This window comes from Trinickia terrae (genome assembly GCF_005144415.1).
GTDB classification, from domain to species: domain Bacteria; phylum Pseudomonadota; class Gammaproteobacteria; order Burkholderiales; family Burkholderiaceae; genus Trinickia_A; species Trinickia_A terrae.
The window spans coordinates 618,938-644,465 of record NZ_SWJE01000005.1; the positions used below are offsets into that span (position 1 = coordinate 618,938).

20 protein-coding genes are annotated in these 25,528 nt (G+C 66.2%); 12 read left to right on the top strand and 8 right to left on the bottom strand.

The window, feature by feature from the left end; translation table 11 throughout:
- Window positions 1-44: 44 nt before the first annotated feature.
- From FAZ69_RS12135 to FAZ69_RS12150, 4 genes are all read left to right on the top strand, one after another.
- A complete protein-coding gene (locus tag FAZ69_RS12135; RefSeq protein WP_136894638.1) occupies window positions 45-1,832 on the top strand; it encodes an acyl-CoA dehydrogenase C-terminal domain-containing protein in 1,788 nt (595 codons plus the stop codon).
- 130 nt (window positions 1,833-1,962) lie between these two features.
- Window positions 1,963-4,395, top strand: a complete 2,433-nt coding sequence (locus FAZ69_RS12140; protein WP_136894640.1) for a 3-hydroxyacyl-CoA dehydrogenase/enoyl-CoA hydratase family protein — start codon at window positions 1,963-1,965, stop codon at window positions 4,393-4,395.
- A 34-nt stretch (window positions 4,396-4,429) separates the two neighbouring features.
- Window positions 4,430-5,629: an acetyl-CoA C-acyltransferase gene (locus tag FAZ69_RS12145; RefSeq protein WP_136894642.1), complete on the top strand. Its 1,200-nt coding sequence runs from the start codon at window positions 4,430-4,432 to the stop codon at window positions 5,627-5,629.
- Between the two features lie 739 nt (window positions 5,630-6,368).
- Window positions 6,369-7,133 carry an enoyl-CoA hydratase gene (locus FAZ69_RS12150; protein WP_136894644.1) on the top strand — a complete coding sequence of 255 codons (765 nt, stop codon included), beginning with the start codon at window positions 6,369-6,371 and terminating at the stop codon, window positions 7,131-7,133.
- Window positions 7,134-7,157: 24 nt separating this feature from the next.
- Here the strand turns inward: FAZ69_RS12150 and fdhD are convergent, their stop codons facing one another.
- Window positions 7,158-7,979: a formate dehydrogenase accessory sulfurtransferase FdhD gene (fdhD, locus tag FAZ69_RS12155; protein ID WP_136894646.1), complete on the bottom strand. Its 822-nt coding sequence runs from the start codon at window positions 7,977-7,979 to the stop codon at window positions 7,158-7,160.
- 202 nt (window positions 7,980-8,181) lie between these two features.
- Between fdhD and FAZ69_RS12160 the strand changes: the two genes are divergently transcribed.
- Window positions 8,182-8,658: a nitrate reductase associated protein gene (locus tag FAZ69_RS12160; RefSeq protein ID WP_136894648.1), complete on the top strand. Its 477-nt coding sequence runs from the start codon at window positions 8,182-8,184 to the stop codon at window positions 8,656-8,658.
- Between the two features lie 97 nt (window positions 8,659-8,755).
- On the opposite strand, the gene FAZ69_RS33240 is transcribed toward FAZ69_RS12160, so the two are convergent.
- On the bottom strand, window positions 8,756-8,893 hold the full coding sequence (locus tag FAZ69_RS33240) for a hypothetical protein (protein WP_169708613.1): 138 nt from the start codon (window positions 8,891-8,893) through the stop codon (window positions 8,756-8,758).
- Between FAZ69_RS33240 and FAZ69_RS12165 the strand changes: the two genes are divergently transcribed.
- Window positions 8,892-12,008, top strand: coding sequence for a sensor domain-containing protein (locus tag FAZ69_RS12165; protein ID WP_136894650.1), 3,117 nt, complete (start codon window positions 8,892-8,894; stop codon window positions 12,006-12,008). The two genes, FAZ69_RS33240 and FAZ69_RS12165, sit on opposite strands and share 2 nt — an antisense overlap.
- Before the next feature lie 82 nt (window positions 12,009-12,090).
- On the opposite strand, the gene FAZ69_RS12170 is transcribed toward FAZ69_RS12165, so the two are convergent.
- Window positions 12,091-12,486: an acyl-CoA thioesterase gene (locus FAZ69_RS12170; protein ID WP_136894652.1), complete on the bottom strand. Its 396-nt coding sequence runs from the start codon at window positions 12,484-12,486 to the stop codon at window positions 12,091-12,093.
- A 139-nt stretch (window positions 12,487-12,625) separates the two neighbouring features.
- Between FAZ69_RS12170 and FAZ69_RS12175 the strand changes: the two genes are divergently transcribed.
- Window positions 12,626-14,524, top strand: a complete 1,899-nt coding sequence (locus tag FAZ69_RS12175) for an ABCB family ABC transporter ATP-binding protein/permease (protein WP_136894654.1) — start codon at window positions 12,626-12,628, stop codon at window positions 14,522-14,524.
- Window positions 14,525-14,531: 7 nt separating this feature from the next.
- Here FAZ69_RS12175 and murU read toward each other — a convergent pair whose 3' ends face one another.
- Entirely contained in the window at window positions 14,532-15,254 is a 723-nt protein-coding gene (murU, locus tag FAZ69_RS12180; protein ID WP_136894656.1) for an N-acetylmuramate alpha-1-phosphate uridylyltransferase MurU, read from the bottom strand.
- 3 nt (window positions 15,255-15,257) lie between these two features.
- Window positions 15,258-16,292 carry an aminoglycoside phosphotransferase family protein gene (locus tag FAZ69_RS12185; protein ID WP_136894657.1) on the bottom strand — a complete coding sequence of 345 codons (1,035 nt, stop codon included), beginning with the start codon at window positions 16,290-16,292 and terminating at the stop codon, window positions 15,258-15,260.
- Window positions 16,293-16,624: 332 nt separating this feature from the next.
- Here FAZ69_RS12185 and FAZ69_RS12195 point away from each other — a divergent pair, with 332 nt between their 5' ends.
- The 4 genes from FAZ69_RS12195 (at window position 16,625) to rsmA (ending at window position 22,322) form a co-directional block, all read left to right on the top strand.
- Window positions 16,625-18,982, top strand: a complete 2,358-nt coding sequence (locus FAZ69_RS12195) for an LPS-assembly protein LptD (RefSeq protein WP_136894661.1) — start codon at window positions 16,625-16,627, stop codon at window positions 18,980-18,982.
- Window positions 18,983-19,045: 63 nt separating this feature from the next.
- The gene (locus FAZ69_RS12200; RefSeq protein WP_240702193.1) at window positions 19,046-20,428 is read left to right on the top strand and encodes a peptidylprolyl isomerase; all 1,383 of its coding nucleotides are present in this window, start codon (window positions 19,046-19,048) and stop codon (window positions 20,426-20,428) included.
- Window positions 20,429-20,432: 4 nt separating this feature from the next.
- Complete coding sequence (pdxA, locus tag FAZ69_RS12205; protein ID WP_136894664.1) at window positions 20,433-21,428, top strand: 4-hydroxythreonine-4-phosphate dehydrogenase PdxA; 996 nt, start codon at window positions 20,433-20,435, stop codon at window positions 21,426-21,428.
- 72 nt (window positions 21,429-21,500) lie between these two features.
- The gene (gene rsmA, locus FAZ69_RS12210) at window positions 21,501-22,322 is read left to right on the top strand and encodes a 16S rRNA (adenine(1518)-N(6)/adenine(1519)-N(6))-dimethyltransferase RsmA (RefSeq protein ID WP_136894666.1); all 822 of its coding nucleotides are present in this window, start codon (window positions 21,501-21,503) and stop codon (window positions 22,320-22,322) included.
- 13 nt (window positions 22,323-22,335) lie between these two features.
- On the opposite strand, the gene FAZ69_RS12215 is transcribed toward rsmA, so the two are convergent.
- The gene (locus FAZ69_RS12215; protein ID WP_136894668.1) at window positions 22,336-23,268 is read right to left on the bottom strand and encodes a DMT family transporter; all 933 of its coding nucleotides are present in this window, start codon (window positions 23,266-23,268) and stop codon (window positions 22,336-22,338) included.
- Window positions 23,269-23,426: 158 nt separating this feature from the next.
- On the opposite strand from FAZ69_RS12215, the gene gloA reads away from it, so the two are divergent.
- Entirely contained in the window at window positions 23,427-23,813 is a 387-nt protein-coding gene (gene gloA / locus FAZ69_RS12220) for a lactoylglutathione lyase (RefSeq protein ID WP_136894670.1), read from the top strand.
- A gap of 21 nt (window positions 23,814-23,834) precedes the next feature.
- Here gloA and FAZ69_RS12225 read toward each other — a convergent pair whose 3' ends face one another.
- Both FAZ69_RS12225 and FAZ69_RS12230 read right to left on the bottom strand, forming a co-directional pair.
- On the bottom strand, window positions 23,835-24,701 hold the full coding sequence (locus FAZ69_RS12225; RefSeq protein WP_136894672.1) for a M48 family metallopeptidase: 867 nt from the start codon (window positions 24,699-24,701) through the stop codon (window positions 23,835-23,837).
- Window positions 24,702-24,746: 45 nt separating this feature from the next.
- On the bottom strand, window positions 24,747-25,505 hold the full coding sequence (locus FAZ69_RS12230) for a lysophospholipid acyltransferase family protein (protein WP_136894674.1): 759 nt from the start codon (window positions 25,503-25,505) through the stop codon (window positions 24,747-24,749).
- Window positions 25,506-25,528: the final 23 nt, after the last annotated feature.

Here is a 25,528-nt window from a genome sequence, read left to right on the forward strand (position 1 = left end):
TTGCGTGGCGGCCGACCTCGTTGCCCCAACCTTTGGAGAGAGTCATGGGACAGTACGCCGCGCCGCTGCGCGACATGCAATTCGTGTTGCACGAGCTGCTCAACGTGGAAGCCGCCGTCAAGGAGATGCCGAAGCACGCGGACCTCGACGCCGACACGATCAACCAGGTGCTCGAAGAAGCCGGCAAGTTCTGCTCCGAAGTGCTGTTCCCGCTGAACCAGAGCGGCGACCAGGAGGGCTGCACGTACGCCGGCGACGGCGTCGTGACGACGCCCAAGGGTTTCAAGGAAGCCTACAAGCAGTACGTCGAAGCGGGCTGGCCCGCGCTCGGCTGCGATCCCGAATACGGCGGGCAGGGCCTGCCGGCGTTCGTGAACAACGCCCTCTATGAAATGCTCAACTCGGCGAACCAGGCCTGGACGATGTACCCGGGCCTCTCGCACGGCGCCTACGAGTGTCTGCATGCACACGGCACGCCCGAGCAGCAGCAGACCTATCTGACGAAGCTCGTCTCCGGCGTGTGGACCGGCACGATGTGCCTGACCGAGCCGCACTGCGGCACCGACCTCGGCATCCTGCGCACCAAGGCCGAGCCGAACGGCGACGGCTCCTACTCGATCACCGGCACCAAGATCTTCATCTCGAGCGGCGAGCACGACCTCGCCGAGAACATCGTCCACCTCGTGCTCGCGCGCCTGCCGGATGCGCCGCCGGGAACCAAGGGCATTTCGCTGTTCATCGTGCCGAAGTTCGTGCCCGACGCTTCGGGCGAGCCGGGCGAGCGCAACGGCATCAAGTGCGGCTCGATCGAGCACAAGATGGGCATTCACGCGAACGCCACCTGCGTGATGAATCTCGATAACGCCAAGGGCTGGCTCGTCGGCGAAGCGAACCGCGGCCTGCAGGCGATGTTCGTGATGATGAACGCGGCGCGTCTCGGTGTCGGGATGCAGAGCCTGGGTCTCACCGAAGTCGCCTATCAGAACTCGCTCACTTACGCGAAAGACCGTCTCCAGATGCGCTCGCTGACGGGCCCGAAGGCGCCCGAGAAAGCGGCCGATCCGATCATCGTCCATCCCGACGTGCGCCGCATGCTGCTCACGCAGAAGGCCTACGCGGAAGGCGCGCGCGCTTTCTCGTACTGGTCGGCGCTGCATATCGACATGGAGCTGTCGCATGCCGACGAAGCAGTGAAGAAAGAAGCCGCCGACCTCGTCGCGCTGCTCACGCCGATCTTGAAGGCGTTCCTCTCCGACAACGCGTTCGAATGCACGAACCACGCGATGCAGATCTACGGCGGCCACGGCTTCATCGCCGAGTGGGGCATGGAGCAATACGTGCGCGACGCGCGCATCAACATGATCTACGAAGGCACGAACGCGGTTCAGTCGCTCGATCTGCTGGGCCGCAAGGTGCTCGGCGACATGGGTGCGAAGATGAAGAAGTTCGGCAAGCTCGTGACCGATTTCATCGACGCCGAAGGCGTGAAGCCGGAGATGCAGGAGTTCGTCAATCCGCTCGCGGACATCGGCGACAAGGTCCAGAAGCTGACGATGGAAATCGGCATGAAGGCGATGCAGAACCCGGACGAAGTCGGCGCGGCGGCCGTGCCGTATCTGCGCACCGTCGGCCATCTGGTGTTCTCGTACTTCTGGGCTCGCATGGCGCGCATCGCGCTCGACAAGGAAGCGTCGGGCGATCCGTTCTACAAGTCGAAGCTCGCGACCGCGCGCTTCTACTTCGCGAAGCTCTTGCCCGAGACGGCATCGACGATCCGGGCCGCGCGCGCCGGCTCGAAGACGCTGATGGAAATCGACGAAGCGCTGTTCTAAACGGCTCTACTCGCGCGCCACGTCGCGTTCGACGTGGCGCGTTACGCTGTCCAGATCTTGCAACTGACGTGCGATTGAGCGCGTGCCGCGAAAGGCGCCGCGCCAAAACGCAAACCCCCGGAGGAAAGACGTGAGCAATCTGATCATTCGCAAGGTCGCCGTGCTCGGCGCCGGCGTGATGGGCGCGCAGATCGCCGCGCACCTGATCAACGCCAAGGTGCCAGTGCTGCTGTTCGACCTGCCCGCCAAGGAAGGTCCGAAGAACGGGATCGCCCTGAAGGCGATCGAGAACCTCAAGAAGCTGTCGCCCGCGCCGTTCGGCGTGAAGGAAGACGCGCAATACATCGAGCCTGCCAACTACGAAGACGATCTCGCCAAGCTCGCCGAGTGCGATCTCGTGATCGAGGCGATCGCCGAGCGGATGGACTGGAAGCACGACCTGTACAAGAATGTATCGCCGCACATCGGCGCGAACGCGATCTTCGCGAGCAACACTTCGGGCCTGTCGATCACGACGCTGTCCGAAGGTTTCGCCGACGAGCTCAAGGCGCGCTTCTGCGGCGTGCACTTCTTCAATCCGCCGCGCTACATGCACCTCGTCGAGCTGATTCCGACGGCGCACACGCGGCCGGAAATCCTCGACCAGCTCGAGACCTTCCTGACGAGCGTCGTCGGCAAGGGCGTCGTGCGCGCGAAGGATACGCCGAACTTCATCGCGAACCGTGTCGGCATTTTCTCGATCCTCGCGGTCGTGGCCGAAGCGGCGAAATTCGGACTGCGCTTCGACGAAGTCGACGACCTGACCGGCGCGCGCCTCGGCCGCGCGAAGTCGGCAACGTTCCGCACCGCCGACGTGGTCGGCCTCGACACGATGGCGCACGTCATCAAGACGATGCAGGACAACCTCGCCGACGATCCTTTTTTCCCCGTCTACGAGACGCCGGCCGTGCTGGCTGGGCTCGTGCAGGCAGGCGCGCTTGGCCAGAAGACGGGTGCCGGCTTCTACAAGAAGGAAGGCAAGACGATCAAAGTGCTCGATCCGAAGACGGGCACCTATGTCGAGAGCGGCGCGAAGGCCGACGAGCTGATCGGCCGCATCCTCAAGCGTCCGCCCGCGGAGCGCCTGAAGCTCCTGCGCGAATCGGAGCACCCGCAGGCGCAGTTCCTGTGGGCGATCTTCCGCGACGTGTTCCACTACATCGGCGTGCATCTCGAATCGATCGCCGACAATGCGCGCGACGTCGACCTCGCGATCCGCTGGGGCTTCGGCTGGAACGAAGGCCCGTTCGAGGGCTGGCAGGCGGCGGGCTGGAAGCAGGTCGCCGAGTGGGTGCGGGAAGACATCGCCGCGGGCAAGGCGCTGTCGAAGGCGCCGCTGCCCTCGTGGGTGCTCGAAGGGCCGGTCGCCGAGCAGGGCGGCGTGCATACGAATGAAGGCTCGTGGTCGCCTGCTTCGAAGACGTTTGCGCCGCGCTCGACGCTCTCCGTCTACGGCAAGCAGGTGTTCCGCGCACCGATCATCGGCGAGACCGTCGATCCGAAGCGCTATGGCAAGACGCTGTTCGAGACGGATGCCGTGCGCGCGTGGGTCGATGACCGCGCGGGCGAGGACGACGTCGTCATCGTCTCGTTCAAGAGCAAGATGAACACGATGGGCCCGAGCGTGATCGACGGCCTCGTGCAGGCGATCGAGCTGGCCGAGAAGAGCTACAAGGGCGTTGTCGTGTGGCAGCCGACTTCGCTCAAGCTCGGCACGCCGGGCGGCCCGTTCTCGGCGGGCGCGAATCTCGAAGAGGCAATGCCCGCCTTCATGATGGGCGGCGCCAAGGGCATCGAGCCGTTCGTCAAGAAGTTCCAGCAAGGGATGCTGCGCGTGAAGTACGCGAGCGTGCCGGTCGTTTCGGCCGTGTCGGGCATCGCGCTCGGCGGCGGCTGCGAGCTCGTGCTGCATAGCGCGAAGCGCGTCGCGCACGTCGAGAGCTATATCGGGCTCGTGGAGGTGGGCGTCGGCCTCGTGCCGGCCGGCGGCGGCCTCAAGGAAGCCGCCGTGCGCGCCGCCGAAGCCGCGGGCGCGGTCGGCCTGACGAGCGAGATCCTCAAGTTCGTCGTGAAGTCGTTCGAGAACGCCGCGATGGCGAAGGTCTCGGGCTCCGCGCTCGAAGCGCGTTCGATGGGCTACCTGAAGGCGTCCGACACCATCGTCTTCAACGTGTTCGAGCTGCTCGACACGGCGAAGAAGGAAGCGCGTGCGCTGTCCGCCGCGGGCTATCGTCCGCCGCTCTCCGCGACGCAGATTCCGGTCGCGGGCCGCTCGGGGATTTCGACCATCAAGGCGCAGCTCGTCAACATGCGCGACGGCGGCTTCATCAGCGCGCACGATTTCCTGATCGCGAGCCGCATCGCGGAAGCCGTCTGCGGCGGGGATGTCGAAGCGGGCAGCCTCGTCGACGAAGAATGGCTGTTGGCGCTCGAGCGCCGCGCGTTCGTCGATCTGCTCGGCACGCAGAAGACGCAGGAACGGATCATGGGCATGCTGCAAACCGGCAAGCCGGTGCGCAACTGATCGAGTGCGTTTGGCGAGAATTTAGGAGCTACACATGAGCAAACAATTGCAAGACGCATATATCGTCGCCGCCAGCCGCACGCCGATCGGCAAGGCGCCGCGCGGCGCGTTCAAGAACACGCGCCCCGATGAACTGCTGGTCCACGCGATCAAGTCCGCCGTGGCGCAGGTGCCGGGGCTCGATACGAAGGTGATCGAAGACGCAATCGTCGGCTGTGCGATTCCCGAAGCCGAGCAAGGCCTCAACGTCGCGCGCATCGGCGCGCTGCTCGCGGGCCTGCCGCAATCGGTCGGCGGCGTGACCGTCAACCGCTTCTGCGCGTCGGGTGTGACCGCGCTCGCGATGGCCGCCGACCGCATTCGCGTCGGCGAGGCCGAGGCGATGATCGCGGGCGGCTGCGAATCGATGAGCATGGTGCCGATGATGGGCAACAAGCCGTCGATGTCGCCGCACATCTTCGATCGCAATGAGGACGTCGGCATTGCCTACGGCATGGGCCTGACGGCCGAGAAGGTCGCCGAGCGCTGGAAGGTGAGCCGCGAGGCGCAGGACCAGTTCTCGCTCGAATCGCACCGCAAGGCGATCGCCGCGCAGCAGTCGGGCGAGTTCAAGGACGAGATCGCGCCGTACACGCTCGCCGAGCGCTTCCCGGATCTCGCGACGGGCGAGGTCGCGGTGAAGACGCGCGAAATCCTGCTCGACGAAGGTCCGCGCGCCGATACGTCGCTCGAAGGCCTCGCGAAATTGCGTGCGGTGTTCGCGGCGAAGGGCTCGGTCACGGCCGGCAACAGCTCGCAGACCTCCGATGGCGCGGGCGCGCTGATCGTCGTGTCGGAAAAGATCCTCAAGCAGTTCAACCTGACCCCGCTCGCGCGCTTCGTGAGCTTCGCGGTGCGCGGCGTGCCGCCCGAGATCATGGGTATCGGTCCCAAGGAGGCGATTCCGGCCGCGCTCAAGGCCGCGGGCCTGAAGCAGGACGACCTCGACTGGATCGAGCTCAACGAGGCGTTCGCGGCGCAGTCGCTCGCGGTGATCCAGGACCTCGGGCTCGACCCGGCCAAGGTCAATCCGCTCGGCGGCGCGATCGCGCTCGGCCACCCGCTCGGCGCGACGGGCGCGATCCGCGCGGCGACGGTCGTGCATGGCCTGCGCCGCCGCAACCTGAAGTACGGGATGGTGACGATGTGCGTCGGCACCGGCATGGGCGCGGCGGGCATCATCGAGCGCTTGTAGTGGTTTTGCCTGCGGTGGTTCGCATCGCCGTTCGTGGGCATCCGCGATAGCGCCTCGTGGCGCGGGCGTTGCCCCTGTGCGGGGCGGCAGTCACTTTCTTTGCCGCCGCAAAGAAAGTAACCAAAGAAAGCGGGCTCACACCGCCAGTGCTTGACGTTTACCCACGGGCTCTCAACGTCCCCGTGTTTCGCACGGCTGTGTGTGCTGGCTGATGTGTGTTGCCAGCGCACCTGGGTTAATGCCTCACCTGCGTCAAGCACCCGTACAGCGGCGAAAGGAGCCGGACGTCTTGGCGCCCACGTGCGGCAAACAATGTGTAGGTTGCCGTACCGTAAGGGGCTGCGCCTCACAGTAGAGGCGCATCGCGAAGCGAAGGTGCCCCGAGCGCCGCGAATGCCTACACATAGTTTGTCTCATGGGGGAGTGCAGGCCTTGACGCAGGAGCATGAAGTGGGTGAGGCCTCCAATCAGCGCGTTGGCAACGAACATGGATCAGCACGCTGCCGCGCGAAGCATGGGGACGTTGAGAGCCTGTGAGTAAACGTCAAGCACTGGCGGTGTGAGCCCGCTTTCTTTGGTTACTTTCTTTGCGGCGGCAAAGAAAGTGACTGCCGCCCCGCACAGGGGCAACGCCCGCGCCACGAGGCGCTATCGCGGATGCCCACGAACGGCGATGCGAACCACCGCTTCGCGGACGCCCGCTACACCGCGAAACAAGCTTCGAAGGAGAAGACACGCAATGGACATCTTGATCGAACACACCGAAGGCGTCATGGCGATTGCCTTCAACCGGCCGGACAAGAAGAACGCGATCACCGCCGCGATGTACCAGACGATGGCGGACGCGCTCGCCGCCGCGCAGGACGATCACCAGGTGCGCGCGGTTCTGATCCGCGGCAGCGTGGGCATCTTCAGCGCGGGCAACGATCTGGAGGACTTCATGAAGGCGCCGCCGAAGGGCGAGGACGCGCCAGTGTTCCAGTTCCTGCGCCGCATCAGCGGCTTCGGCAAGCCCGTGGTCGCCTCGGTGGCGGGCGCGGCGATCGGCATCGGCACGACGCTGCTCTTGCATTGCGACCTCGTCTACGCAGCCGAAACGGCGACCTTCTCACTGCCGTTCGCGCAACTCGGGCTGTGCCCGGAAGCGGCGTCGAGCCTCTTGCTGCCGCGCATCGCGGGCTACCAGCTGGCCGCGGAAAAGCTGCTGCTCGGTGAAGCGTTCGATGCGAAGGAGGCGCAGCGCATGGGGATCGTCAACCGCGTGCTGAGCGCGGCGGAAGTCGATGCCTTCGCCCTCGCGCAGGCGGCGAAGCTCGCCGCGCTGCCCGCATCGTCGCTGCGCGTGACGAAGTCGCTGATGAAGCATGCGCACGAACGCGAGATCGCCGTGCAGATGACCGATGAGGCCGTGCACTTCGGCAAGATGCTGCTCGCGCCGGAAGCGCGCGAGGCGTTCAAGGCGTTCTTCGAAAAGCGCAAGCCGGACTTCAAGCAGTTCGACTGAAGCCCGTAGGGCAGGCGCCCAAGGTCACTGGGTGTCGTAATCGACGTAACTGGTCTCGCGGCAGAAACTCACGAGGCGCACACCCGCCTGCCGCGCGATCGCGATCGCCAGCGACGACGGCGCCGAGATCGTCGCCACCATCGGAATGTTCACGCGCGCCGCCTTGCGCACCAGCTCGTAGCTCGCGCGGCTCGACAGGAACACGAAGCCGTCGGTAGTGTCGGTGCGGTCGAGCACGAGCTGGCCGATGAGCTTGTCGAGCGCGTTGTGGCGTCCGACGTCCTCGAACGCGTGCCGGATCGCACCTTGCGCGTCGCACCAGGCGGCCGCGTGCAGGCCGCCCGTCAGCCGCGTGAGCGCCTGGCGGGCGGGCAGCTCGCGGGCGGCCCGCGCGATGGCATCCGGCGCGAGGCGCGCAAGGAAGCCGGTATCGGGCACGCGCTCCGGCGTGAGATCGAGCAAGTCGATGCTCTCGATGCCGCACACGCCGCAGCCGGTGCGTCCGGCGAGCGCGCGGCGCTTGTCTTTCAGCGCGGCGAACGCCTGCTGCACGACGGTCAGTTGCACTTCCGCATGCGGGATCTCGCCCGGATGCTGCGTGACCTCGATGTCCTTGATGTCGCTGCCGCGCTCGACGATCCCCTCCGAGACTGCAAACCCGACCGCGAACGCTTCGAGATCGCGCGGCGTCGCCATCATGACGGCGTGGGAAATGCCGTTGAAGACGAGCGCGACGGGCCACTCCTGGCCGATCTGGTCGGTGACGGATTCGATCTTGCCGGCCCGGTGCCGGCGCACGTTTTGCTCGACGACGCCGGGTTGCTCGGCGGATTCCAATGGGTCCAAGTTCACTCCTCGCGGCGCGGCGTCCAGCCGCCGGCTGGCTTCGCCCGTTGCGTGTCCGATAAGGTTCTAAAATACCCCAAGCAGGCAACGCGCGCCGCGTGCCGTCTATGAGCGCCCCCAAACCTGTCGCTACGCGTCAGGCCCCCCGAGGGGGGCAAGAAGACTTGGGGCGGCCCGGCGTCTTCTTGAAGGAAAAATCGCCATGGGACTGCATGACAAGCCACTGCTCTTCGATTTCGAAGTGATTTCCTCCGAAAATCTCACCTTCATGCCGATGTCGGTGCGCTTCAATCTCGACCGCTTCGGCCTGCGCATTTCGCTCGCGCAATGGCAGATGCTGCCGCTCGAGGACCGCGCGCTGCTCGCGCGTTTCCCAGTCGAAGAGGATGCGGCGATCGAGCCGAACTTCGATCACGCGCTCTTCGAAATGATGCGCACCCATGCCAACGTCGAGCCCGACTGGTTTTCGCCCGACGGCGAGCCGGCCTGGCGCAATACCCAGGTCGTGCCGGAAGGCGTGATCCATCAGAGCGGCATCGCCAGTCTGAGCGCGCCGACGCCGGAAAAATGGGCGCAGCTCGATCCGTTCAAGCGGTACGTGCTGACGAAGCTGTCGAGGAAGCCCGGGGGCAACCACGATTTCATTCCCGCGATGAAGGAGTTCGGGCTCGCGCCGTAGCGCCTGCCTTTCGCGCATCGCCCTTCCAGCCGCGCGTGAGCCGTTCACTCGGTCACACGCGGCGAATTTTTATCCGACTTTCTCTTTTCAGCACCCTTCAATCTTTGCCGGACTCTGCCGATATCCATGAGTTGGCGCGCAAAGAGCCCGTATTCGTCCGATGAAATGCGAGTGCGGGCAAGCCCAGAACGATAGCCGCGCCTGCCTCCCAGAACGAACGGCGTTCGTAATTCATGACCTTTTCCTTCTCGAAGCGGCTGCTGATCAATTTGGCAGTCGTCGCCGCGGCAGTCGGCGCGAATGCGTTTGTCGCTTACACGCAGATCCGCAGTCAGCGCGCGGCCGACGAGCGCACGATGCGCTCGATGAGCGTCAAGCACGATCTCGAGGCCTATCGCGCGACGCTCGGCGAAGGGCTCGTGGCGCTCGGCAACTTCGAATCGTCGGGCGTGCTGGTGCCCGACGGCTGGCGCGACAGCGCGCGCACCGCACGCCTCACGGAGCTTGCGGCGTCGCTGCGGTCCCAGCTGGCGGGCGATGCCGACACCCGCCAGCCGCTCGATTGGCTGCTTGCGAGCGGGCAGAGCTTCGAGCGCGACGCGCAGGCGGTGCTCGCCGATGCCGCGACGCTGCCGGAGGCGGCCGCGCGCGCCTGGGCGGCGTCCGCCTACACACGGCTCGGCTCGGAGCTCAACAGTGTCGATACCGCGCTCGCCTTGCTGCGCCAGCGCGAGGACGAAGCGCTCGATGCGTCGCTCGCCGATTCCGCGCGCTCCACACGGCGCGCGACCTGGGTGCTGATCTTCACGATGATCGTGGGCAGCGGCCTCCTGATCTACACCTTCGGCATGCGCGAGAGCGCGGCGCGCGCCAAGATCCGCGTCGCGCGCGCGATGCGCCGCAGCGACGAGCGGTTTCGCGAGCTGTTCGACGCGCATCCGGTGCCGATGTGGATCTACGACCGCGAGACATTGCGCTTTCTCGCGATCAACGCGGCGGCGGTCAGGCATTACGGCTATAGCGAAGAAGACTTCCTGGCGATGACGATCCGCGACATCCGTCCGGCCGACGAGCTCCCGCGCCTCGAATCCTATCTGGCGCGCAGCCACGCGTCGCCGCAGCGCGGCCGCGTGAGCGCGGGCGTGTGGCGGCACGTGCGCCGCGACGGGACGCTCCTCGCCGCCGACATTTCGCGCCACGCGCTCACCTTCGTGGGGCGGCCGGCGATGTTCGTCCTCGCCGACGACGTGACCGACCAGATCAACGCCGAAGCGGAGGCGCAGCGCTCGACGCAGATGCTCGAGACGGTGATCGACAACATCCCGCAGCGCATTTCGTGGAAGGACCGCGAGCTGCGCTACCTGGGCTGCAACATGACGTTCGCGCGCGACGCCGGGCTCGTGTACACCGAGCAGTTGATCGGCAAGAGCGACTTCGACTTGCCGTGGAAGGCGCTGGCCGGCGCGCTCTCCCGCGCCGACGAGGAGGTGATCGAGACCGGCGTGCCGAAGATGAACCTGGAGTTCGAGCTGTTGATCGACGGCGCGCATCGCGCGGCGGTGATGAGCAAGATCCCGCTCACCAACGCCGACGGCGAGGTGATGGGCGTGCTCAGCTCGTACACCGACGTCACCGACCGCAAGCGCTCCGATCTCGCGCTGCGTCTGCAGAGCCGCGCGCTCGACGCGAGCGTCAACGCCATCCTGATCACCGGCCCGTCCGAGCGCGGCCACCTGATCGAATACGTGAACCCGGCGTTCAAGCGCATCACGGGCTACGACCCGGCGGACGTGATCGGCCAGGACTGCCGCTTCCTGCAGCGCGACGACCGCGACCAGGAAGGCCTCATCGCGATCCGCGAAGGCCTCGCGGCGAACCGCGAGGTGAGCGCCGTGCTGCGCAACTACCGCAAGGACGGCGCGCTGTTCTGGAATCAGCTCTTCATCGCTCCGGTGCCGAACGCCGACGGCGAGACGACGCACCACATCGGCGTGATCAACGAGGTGACCGACCTGATCCGCTACCAGGAGCAGCTCGAATACCAGGCGAACTACGATGGCCTGACGCGCCTGCCGAACCGCAACCTGCTGCGCGAGCGGCTGCAGCAGGCGCTCTCGACGGCGCAGCGGCGCGACAAGCGCGTGGCCGTGGTGTTCATCGATCTCGACGGCTTCAAGAACGTCAACGACAGCCTGGGCCACAGCGTCGGCGACCGGCTGCTGGCGGTGGTGGCCGAGCGCCTCGCGAGGAGCGCGCGGGCGAGCGACACCGTCGCGCGCCACGGCGGCGACGAGTTCGTGACGGTGCTGACCGACGTCAACGACGAGCAATCGCTGATCGCCTGGATGGAGCGCGTGCGCGCGGCGATCTCCGAGCCGGTGCCGCTCGACGGCACCGAGCTCTACGTCGGCTGCAGCATGGGCGCGAGCCTCTTCCCGCAGGACGGCGAGGACGCCGAGACGCTGATGAAGAAGGCCGACCTCGCCATGTATCGCGCGAAGGATATGGGCCGCAACACGTTCCAGTTCTATCAGCCGGAGATGAACACGAGCGTCGGCGCGCGCCTGAGCCTCGAGCGGCGCTTGCGGCGCGCCCTGCGCGACGATGAGTTCCTGCTCCACTACCAGCCGCAGGTCGACATCGCGACGGGCAGAATCGTGGGCATGGAGGCGCTCGTGCGCTGGCTCGACCCCGAGGCGGGGCTCGTCCCGCCTTCCGCCTTCATTCCGGTCGCGGAGGAGAGCGGCCTGATCGGGCCGTTGTCGGAATGGGTGCTGCGCGAGGCCTGCCGGCAGAACAAGGCGTGGCAGGATGCCGGGCTGCCCCCGGCGCGCGTGTCGGTGAACCTGTCGGCGCGGCAGTTCCAGCAGCGCGACATCGCCAAGCTCGTGATGTCGGTGCTCGAGGAGACGGGCCTCGCGCCCGAGTATCTCGAACTCGAGCTGACCGAGAGCACGATCATGCGCAACGCCGAGGAGGCCGTCGTGATGCTCAACGAGCTGCACGCGCTCGGCATCAGCATCGCGATCGACGACTTCGGCACCGGCTACTCGAGCCTCGGCTATCTGAAGCGCTTCCCGGTCGACCGGCTGAAGATCGACCGCTCGTTCGTGTCGGACATCGGCGCATCGGACGACGACGAGACGATCACCTCGGCCATCATCGCGCTTGCGCATTCACTGGAGCTGCAGGTGATCGCGGAAGGCGTCGAGACCTCGTTGCAGCTCGATTTCCTCCGGGAGCGCTCGTGCCACGAGATGCAGGGCTTCTTCTTCGCGAAGCCGCTGCCGCGCGACGCGATTCCGGGCTTGCTGCGGCAAGGGATGGCGCTGGCCGAGCCAATGGCCTGAGGCGGCAGGAAAGTGAGGACGAAGGGAGCGGGCGAAGGCGGCGCGCAGCGCCTACGGGGCGCGCCGCCTGGAAAACGCAGGCTCAGGCGAAATCGGGCAGCTTGCGCGGACGGCGGTCGAGGTCGGTCGCGACGTAGGTGAGCTCGGCTTCGGTGACCTTCACGGTCTCGTCGGCGAGGCTCATGCGCTGCGCGAACACCTCGACCGACACCGTCACTGACGTATTGCCCGTCTTCACGATCTCGGCGTAGAAGCTCAGCAGGTCGCCGACGAACACCGGCTGCTTGAAGACGAACGAGTTGACCGCGACGGTTGCGACGCGGCCGTTGGCGCGCCGGCTCGCCGGAATCGAGCCGGCGATGTCGACTTGCGCCATGATCCAGCCGCCGAACACATCGCCATGGACGTTCGCGTCCGAAGGCTGCGGCACGACGCGCAGCGCGCACGGTTTTTGCGGAAGCACGGGGGTGGAGGTCATCTTGGTATCCGTAAATAAAAAGCCGCGGAAAGCGGCGCCAGTCGGCTTCTGAGACAATACGTAGCAGAGCGTGGAAATTGTACGGGAAACCATGCATTCCGACGTTCCAACGTTTTCATCCCGCCGCTTTCTTCGCCCCATGCGCCGCTACGCCGCCCCGACCGAACCCGCACCCGTCTCGACCGGGCCGCGCAACGACTGGCAGACGATCGTCTCGCTGATGCCGTATCTCGCCACCTACAAATGGCGCGTCGTGCTGGCGCTCACTTGCCTGATCGGCGCGAAGGTCGCGAACCTCGGCGTGCCGATCGTGATGAAGCGCATCGTCGACGGTCTCGTGCCGGTGCAGCACCTCACCGCGCTCGGCCGCGCGCAGCACGAGCCGGCGATCGTGCTGGCGGGCGGCATCGGCCTCCTGGTGGTCGCCTATGCGCTCGTGCGGCTGTCGACGTCGATGTTCAACGAGCTGCGCGAAATCCTCTTCGCGAAGGTGACCGAGAGCGCGGTGCGCCAGCTCGCGCTGAAGGTGTTCCGCCACCTGCATTCGCTCTCGCTGCGCTTTCACCTCGACCGGCAGACGGGCGGCATGTCGCGCGACATCGAGCGCGGCACGCGCGGCATCCAGCAGCTCATTTCGTATTCGCTCTACAGCATCCTGCCGACGCTCGTCGAAGTCGGCCTCGTGCTCGGCTTCTTCGTCGTCAAGTACGACGCGTGGTATGCGCTCATCACGGGTATCGCGCTCGCCGCGTACATCGTGTTCACGATCAAGGTCACCGAGTGGCGCACGCATTTCCGGCGCACCATGAACGAGCTCGATTCGCGCGCGAACTCGCGGGCGATCGACTCGCTGCTCAACTACGAGACGGTCAAGTACTTCGGCAACGAGGAGTGGGAAGCGCGGCGCTACGACGAGAACCTGAAGCGCTATCGCGCGGCGGCGATCAAGTCGCAGAACTCGCTGTCGTTCCTGAACTTCGGACAGCAGGCGATCATCGGCTGCGGGCTCGTGTTCATCCTGTGGCGCGCGACGCAAGGCGTGATGGCGGGGCGCTTGACGCTCGGCGACCTCGTGCTCATCAACACGTTCATGCTGCAGCTCTATATTCCGCTGAATTTTCTCGGCGTCGTCTACCGCGAGCTCAAGCAGAGCCTGACCGACATGGACCGCATGTTCACCCTGCTCGGCGCGGCGCGCGAAGTGCCGGACGCGCCCGGCGCGCCGGCGCTCGCGGTGACGGGCGGCGAGGTGCGCTTCGAGCACGTGGGCTTCGCCTACGAGGCCGAGCGGCAGATTCTCTTCGACGTGAGCTTCACCATTCCCGCGGGCACGACGACGGCGGTGGTCGGGCACAGCGGCTCCGGCAAGTCGACGCTCGCGCGGCTCCTGTTCCGCTTCTACGATCTCGACCGCGCGACGGGCGGGGCGATCACGATCGACGGCCAGGACATCCGCGACGTGACGCAGGAAACGCTGCGCGCGTCGATCGGGATCGTGCCGCAGGATACGGTGCTCTTCAACGATTCGATCTACTACAACATCGCCTACGGCAGGCCGGCGGCCACCCGCGACGAAGTGATCGCGGCGGCGCGCGCGGCGCACATCCACGATTTCATCGAGGGCTTGCCGAAGGGCTATGACACGCCGGTGGGCGAGCGCGGCTTGAAGCTGTCGGGCGGGGAGAAGCAGCGCGTCGCGATCGCGCGGACGATCTTGAAGAACCCGCCGATCCTGCTGTTCGACGAGGCGACGTCGGCGCTCGATTCGCGCTCCGAGCGCGCGATCCAGCACGAGCTCGACCAGATCGCGCGCGAGCGCACCACGCTCGTCATCGCGCACCGGCTGTCGACGGTCGTGCACGCCCAGCAGATCATCGTGATGGACCGCGGCAGGATCGTCGAGCGCGGCACGCATGCCGAGCTGCTGCGCGCGGGCGGGCTGTTCGCGCAGATGTGGGCGCTGCAGCAGCAGAAGGCGGCGTCGCAGAGCGAGGCGTCGTCGGACGAGCGCGCCACCCTGGGGGGCAATGGAGCGTGAGACGGGGTTATGGCCGGGCGCGCGAGCGCAGCGCCTCGTCCAGCGTCCTGAGTTGCGCAGGCGTGCCGACGTTCTCCCAGATCCCCTCATAAAGCTCGCCGCTCACGCGCTGCGCGCCGATCGCCTCGCGATAGTAGGGCGTCAGCGGCCGCCGCGTGCCGGGCGGCAGGTCGCGGAACATCCGCGTGTCGTAGAGCGCGATGCTGCCGAACGTGTGGCGCGGTGAACCGTCGAGCGAGACTTTGCCGTCGGCCAGCGCGAAATCCCCGGCCGGGTGAAACGCGGGGTTCGGCACCATCACGAGATGCATGCCGGGCTCGGCCGCCGACGCCATCCGCAACGCATGCTCGCGCAAGCGTGCATAGTCGAATTCGCAGTACACGTCGCCGGCCACCCCGAGGAAGACTTGCGCCGCGCCCGCGTCTTCGAGCAGCGGCAGCGCCTGCGCGATCCCGCCCGCGGTTTCGAGCGCCTCGCCTTCGGCCGAGTACGCGAGGCGCACGCCCCAGCGCGAGCCGTCGCCGAGCGCGCTTTCGAACTGCTCCCCGAGCCACGCGTGGTTGATCACGATGGTCTCGAAGCCGGCGGCTGCCAGGCGCTCGATCTGCCAGACGATCAGCGATTTGCCGCCCGCTTCCAGGAGCGGCTTCGGACAGATGTCGGTGAGCGGGCGCATCCGTTCGCCGCGCCCCGCTGCGAAGATCATCGCTTTGGTCAAGAGGTGCGTCATCGTTCAGAACGTGTAGCCGACTTCCGCTCCGCGGCCCTCGAGCTCGTCGAGCAGCTTCGCGAATGCCGCGAGCGGGCGGTAGCGCTCGCTGGCCTTGCGCGCGTACTGGATGAAGCGCGGCAGGTCGGCGAGGTAATGCGGCTTGCCGTCGCGATAGTTGATGCGGGCGAACAGGCCGAGCACCTTGATGTGCCGCTGCAGGCCCATCCATTCGAGCTGACGGTAGAACTCGCCGAAGTCGGCATCGACGGGCAGCCCCGCTTTCTTCGCGCGCTCCCAGTAATAGGCGAAGCAGTCGAGCTCGAATTCCTCGTCCCAGCTGATGAACGCGTCGCGCAGGAGCGAGGCGACGTCGTAGGTGATCGGGCCGTAGACCGCGTCCTGGAAGTCGAGCACGCCGGGGTTCGGCTCGGCGACCATCAGGTTGCGCGGCATGAAATCGCGCAGCATGTAGACCTGCGGCTGAGCGCGCGCGCTCGCGATCAGGAGCGCAAACGTGCGATCCAGGACCTCGCGCTGGCGTTCGTCGAGCGTGCGGCCGAGGTGGCGGCCGACGAACCACTCCGGCATCAGCTCCATCTCGCGGCGCAGAAAGGCCTCGTCGAACTGCGGCAGCACGCCCTCGCGCGACGCGAGCTGCCAGCGGATCAGCGCATCGAGCGCCTCGCGCATCAGCGGCCGCGCGCCCGCCGTGTCGTTGGGATCGAGCGTGGCGATATACGACTGCGTGCCGAGATCGGTCACGAGCATGAAACCTTGATCGAGATCGCACTCCAGCACGCGCGGCACGTGCACGCCCGCGGCGTCGAGCATGCGCGCGACATCAACGAATTCGCGGCATTTTTCGGGCGGCGGCGCATCGACCGCGATCAGCGTCGCGCCGTGCGCGCCCGCGCTTTTCAGCCGGAAATAGCGGCGAAAGCTGGCGTCGGCGGAGGCGGGGGCAAGCGAGGTGACGTCGAGGAGGTGGCGTTGTTCGAGCGAGGCGAGCCAGTTGGTAAGCAGTTCGCGGCGGGAATCGGCAGGAATCGGCGTCATAAAATGGGGGAGCAAAACATCTTGCCATATAATACCCCACGACTTTTTTGACGCACCCGTGCTCGGCCTTGGCACGGTTCTCACGATTTCAGTTCGACCGCCCGCTGTATCGCCCGATCGACAAATTCTCTTTCGTGCGCACTCAGACCGCCGCGTCCGCGCCGCGCGGGCGGCTCTTCGTGTGACCGTGCAATGCTTGGCTGCCGGGCCGATTCGCCAAACAATACATGCCGCCAAGACAGCCTTTCCCAACGACGAATCCCACGAGGAAATCGCCGGGCCGCCCCAAGATTTCCTCGCCCCCTCGGGGGGCCTGGCGCGAAGCGCCAGGTATGGGGGCGCTGTTGAGCGACGCGCCGCCGCGCAAACGGCGGCTCGTCGCGGCGTTGATCGCCGTGCCGGGCCTGCTGCCGTCAATATCGAACGCCCAGCTCTCGGGCGCTGCCGCGCAAGCGCAACAGATCGACGCGCCGTGGGGCCTGCGGCTCGCCCCGCAACTCGAGGAGCACCCGCTGAAGGAAGGCGACAAGCCTGCCATCTTCGTGCTCGGCGACCACGCGAGCGGCACCGCCGACCAGGACCTGGCGGCCAAGGGCTCGGCCGAGATTCGCCGCAACGTGACGGTGATGAAGGCGGACGCGCTGCACTACGACGAAGACACCGACATGGCCGACGCCTACGGCACGGTGCGCATCATCAACAACGGCGTGTCGTTCGTGGGGCCCGAGGCGCACATGAAGGTGGAGGCGAGCCAGGGCTACATGCCGGCGCCGAAGTACCACTTCAACCTCACGGGCGGATCGGGCAGCGCCCAGCACGTGCAACTGCTCGACAGCGAGCGTTCGATTTTCCAGAAAGCCACCTACACGGCGTGCCAGTGCGAGAACCCGGCGTGGTACATCAAGGGCAGCGAGTTCGAGTTCGATACGGGCGCCGATGAAGGCGTCGCGCACAACGCCGTGGTGTTCTTCCAGGGCGTGCCGATTTTCGCGAGCCCGTGGCTGTCGTTTCCGCTGTCCGACGCGCGGCGCAGCGGGCTTTTGCCGCCGACCTGGACGACGAGCGGGACCAGCGGCTTCGAGCTGTCGGTGCCTTACTACTTCAACATCGCGCCGAACCGGGACCTGCTGCTGACCCCGACGATCATCACGAAGCGCGGGCTGGAAACGGAGGCGCAGTTCCGTTATTTGTCGCCGACGTACTCCGGTTCGATCACGGGCGTCTTCCTGCCCGATGATGCGATCACGAAGACAAACCGCTACTCGATTTCGATTCAGCACAACCAGAACTTCGGTGGCGGGTTTGGCGGGTACATCTACTACAACCGCGTTTCGGACAACACGTTCCCCGAGGACCTGGGTTCGTCGACGGCCCAGATCGTCAACGGGACGCAGCTGCTGTACCAGCAGGAAGCCGGGCTGACCTACGGCAACGGCCCGTGGTCCGTGCTGACGCGCGTGCAGGACTGGCAGACACTGTATCCGTCCACCGCGCCGTACTCGCGGGAGCCGGAGCTCAACGTCAAGTACCAGAAGTACAACGTCGGCGGTTTCGACTACGGGGCGACGGCCGACTACACGCGCTTCTCGATCACTACAGCGAACACGACCCAGGGCGATCGCTTCACCTTCGATCCGTACCTGTCGTATTCGCTGGTCGGCCCCGGCTACTTCGTGACGCCGAAGGTGCAGTGGCACTTCGCGTCCTATCAGCTGAGCACGATCGGCCTGAGCCAGACGGGGCAGGCGGCGCCAGCCGGGCAGCCGAAGAATTTCACCGAGCAGATCCCGACGCTCTCATTCGATTCGGGGTTGATCTTCGAGCGCTCGGTGCGGCTCTTCGGCAACGACTACATCCAGACGCTCGAGCCGCGCCTGTACTACGTCTATACCCCATACCGCAACCAGGATTTCGCGCCGCTCTTCGACACGGCGGAAGCGGACTTCGGGCTCGCGGAAATCTTCACGCCCAACACGTTCGTTGGCGGCGACCGCGTCGCGGATGCGAACAAAATCACCGCGGCGTTGACGACGCGTTTCATCAACCCGGCCACCGGCGACGAGCGCTCGCGCTTCGTCCTCGCGCAGCAATACTATTTCACCGACCAGCGCGTCACGCTGTTGCCGGGCCAAACGTCGACGCAGGCGACGCACTCGGACCTGATCGCGGGCGCCTCGATCAAGCTCGGCAGCGTTTTGTCGACGGAAAGCGCCGTCAAATATAATGCCGACGAGCACCAGCTCCGGCAGGCCGTCGCAGGTTTTGCCTACAGCCCGGCGGCGGGCAAGGTGCTCAATTTCGCGTACAGGTATACGCGCGCGGACACCACGCTCAATTTCACGCCGGTCCGGCAGCTCACGATTTCCGCGCAGTGGCCGCTGACGCACCGCTTCTATGGCGTGGCGCGCCTCAACTACGATCTGGCCGGGCATTCGCTAGTCGATAGCCTGGTCGGGTTGCAGTACGATGCGGACTGCTGGGTGCTGGGGGTTGGCGTCCAGCGCTACGCGAACGGTGTGAGCTCGAGCGGTATCCCGACCCAGGGGACGAAATATCTGGTGCAGCTCACGCTCAAGGGCTTGTCCAACGTCGACAACGGCTTGGTCCAGTCCTTCCGCGCGGCGGTGCCCGGGTACACGCCGTTGCCTTCGCCGCCGCCGCCCGAGGCGCGGTTTACCGACTATGAATAAGCAGGGCGACCTGTCGACGAACGGGCGGGGGACAAACCCGGGCCCGATATCTTTGGAGTAGCTGTGGCAATCATGAAGAAGCTTCGTTTGGCAACGCTCGCGGCCAGTCTCGCCGCCGCGGCCACCCTTTTGCCCGTGGCGAGCGCATCCGCTCAAGCAATGGGCTCGCCGAGCGGCCAGACGGCGGATTCCGTCGCGGCGGTCGTCAATAACGACGTCATTACGCAGCGCGAGCTGGACGAGCGGGTCGGTCTGATCACGCGGCGCCTGCAGCAGCAGAACGCGCCGGTGCCGCCGCTCCAGCAGTTGCGCGTCCAGGTGCTGAACCAGATGGTGCTCGAGCGCATCCAGCTGGAAAAAGCGAAGGAAGACGGCATCCAGGTCGGCGATGCGCAGGTGCAGACGACGCTGCAGCGGCTCGCGCAGGCGAACAACATGCAGCTCGAGATGTACCGCGCGCGTCTGGAGGCGGAAGGCGTGCCCTGGTCCGTGTTCACGCGCGACGCGCGCACCGAGCTGACGCTTTCGAAGCTGCGCGAGAAGGAAGTCGACAGCAAGATCACGGTGTCGGACGCCGAAGTCGCGAACTACATCGCGAGCCAGCGCGGGCCGGCTGCGAAGGTGCAGCTCGACCTGCGCATGGAGCACATCCTCGTCAAGGTGCCGGACAACGCCCAGCAAGCCGACCTCGCCGCCGCGCAGACGAAGGCGCAGGCGATCCTGCAGCAGGCCATGGCTTCCGGCGCCAAGTTCGAATCGCTCGCAAAAGACAATTCGCAGGCCGCCGACGCCAAGAACGGCGGCGATCTCGGCTTCCTGCCGCCGTCGAAGCTGCCGGCCGATTTCGCCAGCGCCGCCTCGCAGCTGCGTCCCGGCCAGGTGAATCCCGAGTTGATCCGCACGAGCGACGGCTTCGAAATCGTGAAGCTCGTCGACCGCCGCGCCGGCCAGGGCGGCAATGCCGCCGACGCTCCGAAGCTCGTGCAGACGCACGTGCGCCATATCCTGCTGCGCGTCGGCGACGGCATGTCCGAGCAGGACGCACGCCAGAAGCTGCTCGACATCCGCCAGCAGGTCCTCGCCGGCGGCGATTTCGCGAAGTTCGCGCGCTCCTACTCGCAGGACGGCTCGGCGTCGCAAGGCGGCGACCTCGGCTGGATCAGTCCGGGCGAGACCGTGCCCGACTTCGAGCGCGCCATGAACAACTTGAAGGACCGCGAGGTCAGCGAGCCGGTGCGCAGCGAATACGGCTATCACCTGATCCAGGTGCTGGAGCGCCGCGAAGCGGAAGGGTCGGTCGCGCAGCAGATGGACCTTGCCCGCCAGGCGATCGGCCAGCGCAAGGCCGAGCAGGCCTACGCCGACTGGCTGCGGGAGCTGCGCGATTCCGCCTATGTGCAGTACAAGGGCGATCTCGCCGGCCTGCAGCAGCAACAACAGCAATGACGCGATGACCGCCGCCCGCGCGCCCCTGCAAATTGCGATCACGACGGGTGAGCCCGCCGGGGTCGGTCCCGAGCTGACGGCGCAGGCGCTCGCGGCTGCGGCGGCGCATTGGCCCGATGCGCAATTCACCGTGCTCGGCGACGCGGGGCTCCTCGCGGAGCGCGCCAAGGCGGTTGGCGTCGATTGGGCGGTGCTGACCGGCGGCGCTCGCGTGCGCGTCGCGCATCGGCCGCTCGCGGCGGCGGCTCAGGCCGGCAAGCTCGACGCGGCCAACGGCCGCTACGTGCTCGGGCTGCTCGACGACGCGATCGACGGCGCCGAGGCCGGCACCTACGACGCGATCGTGACGGCGCCGCTGCAAAAAAGCACGATCAACGATGCCGGCGTGCCGTTCACGGGCCACACCGAATATCTCGCCGAACGCACGCGCACGCCGCGCGTCGTGATGATGCTGGCGGGCACCGGCGCGCGGCCGCTGCGGGTCGCGCTCGCGACGACCCATCTGCCGCTCAAGGACGTTCCGGCCGCGCTGACGATCGACGGCCTGCTGGAGACGCTCGCGATCATCGACCACGACTTGCGGCGCGACTTCGGCTTGCCCGTGCCGCGCATCCTCGTGACCGGGCTGAACCCGCACGCAGGCGAAAACGGCTATCTGGGCCGCGAGGAGATCGACGTGATTTCCCCCGCGCTCAAGCTGGCCGCCGAACGCGGCATCGACGCGCGCGGCCCTTATCCTGCCGATACGCTGTTCCAGCCGCGTTACCTCGAAGAAGCCGACTGCGTGCTCGCGATGTTCCACGACCAGGGCTTGCCGGTCCTCAAGTACGCGACGTTCGGCGAAGGCGTCAACATCACGCTGGGGCTGCCGATCATCCGCACCTCGGTCGACCATGGCACCGCGCTCGATCTCGCGGGCACGGGCCGCGCGGATGCGGGCAGCCTGGTTGCCGCGATTGACGCGGCGGTGTCGATGGCGCGCAACCGGCGCGGCGTGTGAGCGGCGTTCGAGCTGGGTTCACCCCTCGCGTTCAACTCTTTTCTTCCTTCGCTTCTCGTTTTCTCGATTTCGATGTCCACTAGCAGACAGCACCAAGGCCATTTCGCGCGCAAACGGTTCGGCCAGAACTTCCTGGTCGACCTGGGCGTGATCGACTCGATCGTTGCGGCGATTCGTCCGCAGCGCGGCGAACGGATGGTCGAGATCGGGCCGGGCCTGGGCGCGCTCACCGAGCCGCTGATCGAGCGGCTCGCGACGCCCGAGGCGCCGCTGCATGCGGTGGAGCTGGACCGCGACCTGATCGGGCGCTTGCAAAAGAAATTCGGTGGCTTGCTCGAGCTGCACGCGGGCGACGCGCTCGCATTCGACTTCGCCTCGCTCGCAGCGCCCGGCGACAAGCCGACGCTGCGCATCGTCGGCAATCTGCCGTACAACATTTCGAGCCCGCTGCTGTTTCACCTGACCACGTTCGCGCCGGTCGTGATCGACCAGCACTTCATGCTGCAGAACGAGGTCGTCGAACGGATGGTGGCCGAGCCGGGCAGCAAGGAGTTCAGCCGGCTGTCGGTGATGCTCCAGTATCGCTACGTGATCGACAAGCTCATCGACGTCCCGCCCGAATCGTTCCAGCCGCCGCCCAAAGTGGATTCGGCGATCGTGCGCATGATTCCGTATGCGCCGCACGAGCTCGCGCCGGTCGATCAGGCCGTGCTCGGCGAGGTGGTGACGGCGGCGTTTTCGCAGCGTCGCAAGATGCTGCGCAATACGTTGTCCGCCTATCGCGACACGGTCGATTTCGACGCGCTTGGCTTCGACTTGGCGCGGCGCGCGGAGGACGTACCTGTCGACGAGTACGTGCGCGTCGCGCAGGTCGTCGCGGCAGGCGCACAGTAGGCGCGCCGCTCGCTCAGGGCTTTTGCCGTGTGGGCGAATTCACCATCAGGATTCCGGCCAGCACGAGTCCTGCGGCGAGCAGGAACCGTACGCTGAACGACTCCCCGAGCAGCAGCACGCCGAAGCTCACGCCGAACAGCGGCGTGAGAAACGAGAACACGGAAAGCCGCGACGCCATGTAGCGCTTGAGCAGCCAGAACCACGTCAGATAGCTGACGAATGCGACGATCACCGCCTGATACGCGAGGCTCGCGACGGCCAGCGGCGTCACACGGTGGACCTGGCCTTCGCCGAGCAGGAACGCCAGCGCCAGCAAGACCACGGCCGAGACGGCCAGCTGGTAGAAGAGCGTCTTGCTCGCGCTCGAATGCGACAGCTTGGTGGCCCGCACGACGACAGTCGTCGCGGCCCAGAGGATGCCGGCCAGCACGCCGAGCGCGTCACCGATCAAGCCCGTCAGCATCGATGAACCCGGTGTCGGCGTGCGCGCAAAACCGTCGGCGAACGCGAGCGCCATGCCAGCAAATGCAGTGCCGATGCCGATCCATTGCGGGCGGCGCATCCGCTCGCCCGCCACGAACGCATGGAGCCCGAGCGCGGTGAAGCACGGCGCGGTGTACAGGAACACTGCCATGCGCGACGCGCTTGTCAACGTGAGGCCGATGAAGATGCAGATGAATTCGCCCGCGAACAGCACGCCGGCGAGCAGCCCTGCGCCGAGCGTGCCGTCGTCGCGAAAGAGGGGCGTGCGCTGCGAGCGCGCCCAGGCCCACACGAGCACGGTCGCGATCGCCGATCTCACGCCGGCCTGAAACATCGGCGCCAGCGCGGCGTTCGTGCTCTTGATGGCGACTTGCTGGAATCCCCAGATCGCGCACAGCACGATCATCAGCATGACGGCGAAACTGTCGAGCGGACGGCGCGTGGAGAGGGCGGCAGTGTTCATCGAATGATTGCGGTAGTGGGGCTGGCGCGCGGGACCCGTACGATAGCAAACCGATGCTTGTCCTGCCAAAGACCGGTTGGTATCGGGGTTGCGCTGCGGGCGTCGCAGCGCCTTTCTTGATACATTCGCTTTTTTGACGAACCGAATCGGAGTGCAAGATGCGCTTGCTTCACACGATGCTGCGGGTCGGCGACATGGATCGCTCGATCGCTTTTTATACCGGGCTGCTGGGCATGAAACTGCTGCGCCGCACCGACTATCCGGAAGGCAAATTCACGCTGGCATTCGTCGGCTATACGGAGGAGAGCGAGGGTGCGGTGCTGGAGTTGACCCACAACTGGGGCACCAGCTCGTACGAAATCGGCACGGCGTACGGCCACATTGCGATCGAAGTCGACGATGCGTACGTGGCCTGCGAAAAGATCAAGGCACAGGGCGGCACTGTGGTGCGCGAAGCGGGGCCGATGAAGCACGGCACGACGGTGATCGCCTTCGTCACCGATCCCGACGGCTACAAGATCGAGTTCATCCAGAAGAAGCACTGAACTCGATCGGAGCGGACCGCGTCACAGCGCGGGCAGCAGCTCCGGCGGATGATGCTTGAGCGTATGCCGCGCTTCGCGGAACTCGGGGAAGATCGACTCGACCGTCTGCCAGAAGCGCGGACCGTGGTTCATCTCGCGCAAGTGCGCGAGCTCGTGCGCGACGACATAATCGACGATCGACAGCGGAAAATGAATCAGGCGCCAGTTGAGGCGGATCTTCCCGTCGCTCGAGCAGCTGCCCCAGCGCGTCGCCGCCGACGATAGCGCGTACGCCCTGAAATTCACCCCGAGCTTTTCCGCGTAGATCGCGAGTCGCTCGCCGAACAGGCGCTTCGCCTCGCTTTGCAGCCAGCCCTGCACACGGTCCTTGATCTGCTGCTCCTCGGCATGCGCGGGCAGCGCGAGCGCGAGCGACGCGAGCTCCGCATCGAACGCGAGCGTACCGTGCGGCGACGCGAGCGTGAGGCGCACGGGCTTGCCCAGATACGGAATCTGCGCGCCTTCCTTCCAGTCGATGCGCGGCAGCGCGCGCTGCTCGACGCGCGTCTGCCACTCCGCGAGCTTCGCAAAGATCCAGCGTTCCTTGTCGGCGATCGCGACCTCGATATCGGCCAGCGTGACCCATCGCGGCGCGGTGATCGACAGGCCGCTGCCGTCGATCGAGAAGCCGATCGTGCGTCGCGAGGACCGCTTGAGCCGGTATTCGAGCGTGCGTCCGCTGATCGTCAGGCGGCGCAGCCGTGAACCGTCGGGTGCTGGCGGAGCCGATGGCGATGCGGGTTTCGTGGGCGGGGAGGGCGCGTCGGCGGCCGGCTCCCCGAAGAGCGGCAGGTCGAGTTGCCGGCTGTCGAGCGCCGCGGCGGGTCGCGGCGTGGAGGGCTTGTGCATCGATTTTGCTTCGCGCTAAAGCACGCCGCGAACGGCGCGGGCGCGTCAGATTCGGGCGGTGGCGGCCGCCTGGGCCGAGTCACGGTAGGCGGCTGGATCGATGCGCCGCATTTCCGTTTCGATCCACGTTTCGACGCGCGTGTTGACTTCGTCGGGCGTGAGCCCCGTTGTCTCGATCGGCTTGCCGATCGACACCGTGACTATACCCGGATATTTGATGAACGAGTTGCGCGGCCATACGTGTCCGGCATTGTGCGCGATCGGCACGACAGGCGCGCCCGTCTCGATTGCAAAACGCGGGCCACCCGTCTTGTACTTGCCTTGCTTGCCGACCGGAATGCGCGTGCCTTCGGGAAACATGATGACCCACGCGCCTTCGTCCATGCGCAGCCGTCCCTGCTTGATCATCGATGCGAAGGCGTACTTGCCTTCCTTGCGGTTGATGTGGACCATCTTCAGCATGCCGAGCGCCCAGCCGAAGAACGGCACGTACAGCAGCTCGCGCTTGAAGACGTAGCAGAGCGGCCGCGGCATCAGAGCCGGAAACGCGAGCGTCTCCCATGCCGACTGATGCTTCGACAGGATCACGGCGGGACCATCAGGCAGGTTCTCGAGCCCTTCGACGCGATAGCGGATGCCGTTCAAGTGCCGGGTCACCGCGAGCGTGGTGCGGCACCAGCCCACCGCCATCCAGTAGCGGCGATCGGCGCGCAGGAACGGGAACGCGATGAAGCACGCGGTCGCGTAGGGAACGGTGTAGACGATGAAATAGATGAAGAGCAGCAGTGAGCGGAGAAAGCGCATCGGTATGGCGAATCGGGGATGAT

Bases quoted from the DNA above. Each gene is read 5' to 3' on its own strand.
- FAZ69_RS12135 (WP_136894638.1), top strand. From the start codon at position 45: ATGGGACAGTACGCCGCGCCGCTGCGCGACATGCAATTCGTGTTGCAC.
- FAZ69_RS12145 (WP_136894642.1), top strand. From the start codon at position 4,430: ATGAGCAAACAATTGCAAGACGCATATATCGTCGCCGCCAGCCGCACG.
- FAZ69_RS12150 (WP_136894644.1), top strand. From the start codon at position 6,369: ATGGACATCTTGATCGAACACACCGAAGGCGTCATGGCGATTGCCTTC.
- FAZ69_RS12160 (WP_136894648.1), top strand. From the start codon at position 8,182: ATGGGACTGCATGACAAGCCACTGCTCTTCGATTTCGAAGTGATTTCC.
- FAZ69_RS12165 (WP_136894650.1), top strand. From the start codon at position 8,892: ATGACCTTTTCCTTCTCGAAGCGGCTGCTGATCAATTTGGCAGTCGTC.
- FAZ69_RS33240 (WP_169708613.1), bottom strand. From the start codon at position 8,893: ATGAATTACGAACGCCGTTCGTTCTGGGAGGCAGGCGCGGCTATCGTT.
- FAZ69_RS12170 (WP_136894652.1), bottom strand. From the start codon at position 12,486: ATGACCTCCACCCCCGTGCTTCCGCAAAAACCGTGCGCGCTGCGCGTC.
- FAZ69_RS12175 (WP_136894654.1), top strand. From the start codon at position 12,626: ATGCGCCGCTACGCCGCCCCGACCGAACCCGCACCCGTCTCGACCGGG.
- murU (WP_136894656.1), bottom strand. From the start codon at position 15,254: ATGACGCACCTCTTGACCAAAGCGATGATCTTCGCAGCGGGGCGCGGC.
- FAZ69_RS12185 (WP_136894657.1), bottom strand. From the start codon at position 16,292: ATGACGCCGATTCCTGCCGATTCCCGCCGCGAACTGCTTACCAACTGG.
- FAZ69_RS12195 (WP_136894661.1), top strand. From the start codon at position 16,625: ATGGGGGCGCTGTTGAGCGACGCGCCGCCGCGCAAACGGCGGCTCGTC.
- pdxA (WP_136894664.1), top strand. From the start codon at position 20,433: ATGACCGCCGCCCGCGCGCCCCTGCAAATTGCGATCACGACGGGTGAG.
- rsmA (WP_136894666.1), top strand. From the start codon at position 21,501: ATGTCCACTAGCAGACAGCACCAAGGCCATTTCGCGCGCAAACGGTTC.
- FAZ69_RS12215 (WP_136894668.1), bottom strand. From the start codon at position 23,268: ATGAACACTGCCGCCCTCTCCACGCGCCGTCCGCTCGACAGTTTCGCC.
- gloA (WP_136894670.1), top strand. From the start codon at position 23,427: ATGCGCTTGCTTCACACGATGCTGCGGGTCGGCGACATGGATCGCTCG.
- FAZ69_RS12225 (WP_136894672.1), bottom strand. From the start codon at position 24,701: ATGCACAAGCCCTCCACGCCGCGACCCGCCGCGGCGCTCGACAGCCGG.
- FAZ69_RS12230 (WP_136894674.1), bottom strand. From the start codon at position 25,505: ATGCGCTTTCTCCGCTCACTGCTGCTCTTCATCTATTTCATCGTCTAC.